Here is a 3650-nt window from a genome sequence, read left to right on the forward strand (position 1 = left end):
TTTTCTGCTCATTATTAGCTCCTTCTGATGCCATTCTATTTCAGGAAGGAGTGTCCGTTAAACTCAGGCTACCTCAGGGCACTGGACAATGTGTTACAGGAGCTGGGGCGCGAACGCACGATTGCTATGAGCCTGCCGGAATTCGAGCAGTCACTGTTTATGGCAGCGCAACCCGACAATCTGCTACTGGCGACCGCGCCGCGCTACTGTCAGTACTACAATCAACTCCATCAACTGCCGTTGGTTGCTCTTCCTCTCCCGTTTGACGAAAGCCAGCAAAAAAAGCTGGAAGTTCCTTTTACCCTGCTGTGGCATAAACGGAACAGCCATAATCCGAAGATCGTCTGGTTACGGGAAACCATTAAAAACCTTTACGCGTCGATGGCATAACCGAATCGTATGAAACGCGACCCAATTTCACAATAAAATGTAAAAAAGTTGTAATAAGCTTGTCTGAATCGAACTTTTAGCCGCTTTAGTCTGTCCATCATTCCAGTAAATGATTACTCTTGTATTCATAATGGACCATTAAGCATGGAGCGAAAAATGGCGACTCACTTTGCCCGAGGGATTTTAACGGAAGGACATCTGATTTCTGTTCGTCTCCCCTCCCAGTGTCATCAAGAAGCCCGAAACATTCCCCCTCATCGTCAAAGCCGTTTTCTGGCGTCCAGAGGTTTACTCGCAGAACTGATGTTCATGCTGTATGGCATTGGCGAATTGCCGGAAATCGTCACCCTGCCGAAAGGTAAACCGGTTTTCAGTGATAAAAATTTGCCTTCGTTTTCTATTTCCTATGCCGGGAATATGGTTGGCGTGGCGTTAACAACCGAAGGTGAATGTGGCCTCGATATGGAACTACAGCGTGCGACGCGCGGGTTTCATAGCCCACACGCGCCCGATAACCACACCTTTTCCAGCAATGAATCGCTATGGATCAGTAAACAAAACGATCCTAACGAAGCGCGGGCGCAGCTCATTACGCTGCGCCGAAGCGTGCTAAAACTAACCGGTGATGTTTTGAATGACGATCCGCGCGATCTGCAGCTGCTGCCCATTGCCGGACGCCTGAAATGTGCTCATGTAAATCATGTAGAAGCGTTATGCGACGCGGAGGACGTGCTGGTGTGGTCCGTGGCGGTCACGCCCGCGATTGAAAAGCTCAGTGTCTGGGAGTTAGATGGCAAACACAGCTGGAAAAGCCTGCCGGATATTCACAGCCGCGCCAACAATCCTACCAGCCGGATGATGCGTTTTGCCCAGCTCTCTACCGTGAAGTCTTTTTCGCCAAATTGATAGACAACCACAGGAGTCATTATGTCTGAAAAATTGCAGGTGGTTACGTTACTGGGGAGCCTGCGCAAAGGCTCATTTAATGGCATGGTTGCACGTACCCTGCCGAAAATTGCTCCGGCGAGCATGGAAGTCAATGCGTTACCTTCCATTGCCGACATTCCCCTGTATGACGCTGACGTACAGCAGGAAGAAGGTTTTCCAGCAACGGTTGAAGCTCTGGCGGAACAGATCCGTCAGGCTGACGGTGTGGTGATCGTCACGCCGGAATATAACTACTCGGTACCGGGTGGGCTGAAAAATGCCATCGACTGGCTTTCCCGCCTGCCGGATCAACCGCTGGCCGGTAAACCGGTGTTGATTCAGACCAGCTCAATGGGCGTGATTGGCGGCGCGCGCTGTCAGTATCACCTGCGCCAGATTCTGGTTTTCCTCGATGCAATGGTGATGAACAAGCCGGAATTTATGGGCGGCGTGATTCAGAACAAAGTTGATCCGCAAACCGGAGAAGTGATTGATCAGGGTACGCTGGACCACCTGACCGGGCAATTGACCGCATTTGGTGAGTTTATTCAGCGAGTTAAGATCTAAATAAAAAACCCGCCAGTAATCATGCATGGCGGGTTTTTAATGCGCTATCGATTTTAATGAGCGTCGATAAATACAATCTTCAGGATAAACAGCAGCGCAACGATGATTACGCACGGGCTAAGGTCACGCAGACGCCCGGTACCAATCTTCATCACGCAGTAGGAGATAAAGCCCAGCGCAATACCTTCGGTAATCGAAAAGCTGAACGGCATCATCACGGCGGTAATAAACGCCGGAACAGATTCAGTAAGATCCTGCCAGTTCACGCGAGCAAGACTTGAGGTCATCAACACGCCAACGTAGATCAACGCGCCAGCTGCAGCGTAGTCTGGCACCATTCCCGCCAGCGGCGACAGAAAGATAACCAGCAGGAACAGCAGACCAACAACCACTGCCGTCAGACCGGTACGACCGCCAACCGATACGCCGGAAGAGGACTCAATATAAGCCGTAACGGAAGAAGTACCGATAAACGAACCGGTCACGGAAGAGATACTGTCGACATACAGCGCCTGCTTCATGCGCGGGAATTTCCCCTTCTCATCCGCCAGACCTGCTTTATCGGTCACGCCAATCAGCGTACCGGAGGAGTCAAACAAGTTGACCAACATGAAAGAGAAAATCACCCCTGCCAGCCCGAGGTTAAACGACCCGGCTAAATCTACATGACCCACAACTGTCATTACGCTCGGCGGCGCAGAAACGATGCCATTGTAGTGCACATCACCCAGCATCCAGCCCAGCAGCGTCGTCACCACGATAGAAACCAGCACCGCTGCGTGAATGTTGCGCGAGGCCAGAATAGCAATGATGAAAAAGCCGAGGATACCCAGAAGTACGCTGTGAGAAGTCAGATTACCGATGCTCACCAGCGTTTCCGAGTTAGCGACAATCACACCTGCGTTTTTCAGCCCCATCATGCCGATAAACAGGCCGATACCGCTGGTAATACCCACACGCAGACTTACCGGAATGTTAGCAATCATCCAGTAACGAACGCGGAAAATGGTCAAAAGAAGCAGTCCGACAGCGCCCCAGAAGATTGCGCCCATACCGATCTGCCACGGCAGCCCCATTGCCTGGACAACCACAAAAGCGAAAAAGGCGTTAAGCCCCATCGCAGGAGCCAGCGCCACCGGAAGGTTTGCAAACAATCCCATCATAATGCTACCGAAAGCAGCAATCAGACAGGTTGTTACGAAGACGGCACTGGTGTCCATGCCAGCAACGCCCAGAATTTGTGGGTTAACAAATACGATGTAGACCATCGTCAGGAAGGTGGTGAACCCGGCAATCACTTCAGTTCGTGCCGTAGTACCATGTTCGCGCAGTTTAAAAACACGTTCCAGCATCCTCTGACCAGAAGTCTGGGTGGTATGTTGATGACTCATTATCTATTTCCGAACAAGGAGGGAAAATCCGTCGCTATCGTATACCAAAATGCGACAATAGGCGCGTTTGTGAGAGACTTTTTTATTGGATTTACTTATACGGCAACGATTGCGTTGCGCAAATCGGCTCTACGAAAACGTTAAACTGATTAAAAAGGAAAGGCATGTCCCGGATAGAAGCGGTATTTTTCGACTGCGACGGTACGCTGGTCGACAGTGAAGTCATTTGCTCCCGCGCATATGTAACGATGTTTCAGGAATTTGGTATTACGCTCGATCCTGAAGAGGTATTCAAACGTTTCAGGTAATGACTCCAACTTACTGATAGTGTTTTATGTTCAGATAATGCCCGATGACCTTGTCATGCAGCTCCAC

The 3650-nt window shown here is 50.4% G+C and carries 4 protein-coding genes and 2 pseudogenes; 4 read left to right on the forward strand and 2 right to left on the reverse strand.

Features of this window, described 5'->3' with window-relative positions; all coding sequences use genetic code 11:
• Nucleotides 1–78: 78 nt before the first annotated feature.
• The 3 genes and pseudogenes from ABZJ92_RS20935 to yieF form a co-directional block, all read left to right on the forward strand.
• Nucleotides 79–390: pseudogene (locus ABZJ92_RS20935) on the forward strand (HTH-type transcriptional regulator YidZ); the annotation flags it as partial.
• 156 nt (nt 391–546) lie between these two features.
• Nucleotides 547–1296 (forward strand): 4'-phosphopantetheinyl transferase family protein, encoded by a 750-nt coding sequence (locus tag ABZJ92_RS20940; protein WP_000190670.1) that lies wholly within the window; start codon nt 547–549, stop codon nt 1294–1296.
• A 21-nt stretch (nt 1297–1317) separates the two neighbouring features.
• Entirely contained in the window at nt 1318–1884 is a 567-nt protein-coding gene (yieF, locus tag ABZJ92_RS20945; RefSeq protein WP_001291268.1) for a class I chromate reductase YieF, read from the forward strand.
• A gap of 53 nt (nt 1885–1937) precedes the next feature.
• On the opposite strand, the gene adeP is transcribed toward yieF, so the two are convergent.
• On the reverse strand, nt 1938–3275 hold the full coding sequence (gene adeP, locus ABZJ92_RS20950; RefSeq protein WP_005090234.1) for an adenine permease AdeP: 1338 nt from the start codon (nt 3273–3275) through the stop codon (nt 1938–1940).
• Nucleotides 3276–3439: 164 nt separating this feature from the next.
• On the opposite strand from adeP, the pseudogene ABZJ92_RS20955 reads away from it, so the two are divergent.
• Nucleotides 3440–3580: pseudogene (locus tag ABZJ92_RS20955) on the forward strand (6-phosphogluconate phosphatase); the annotation flags it as partial.
• Nucleotides 3581–3593: 13 nt separating this feature from the next.
• Here the strand turns inward: ABZJ92_RS20955 and ABZJ92_RS20960 are convergent.
• A complete protein-coding gene (locus ABZJ92_RS20960; RefSeq protein ID WP_003032489.1) occupies nt 3594–3650 on the reverse strand; it encodes an IS1 family transposase in 57 nt (18 codons plus the stop codon).

The sequence above is a fragment of the Shigella sp. FJ200513 genome (genome assembly GCF_040495915.1).
Classification (GTDB): Bacteria; Pseudomonadota; Gammaproteobacteria; order Enterobacterales; family Enterobacteriaceae; genus ECMA0423.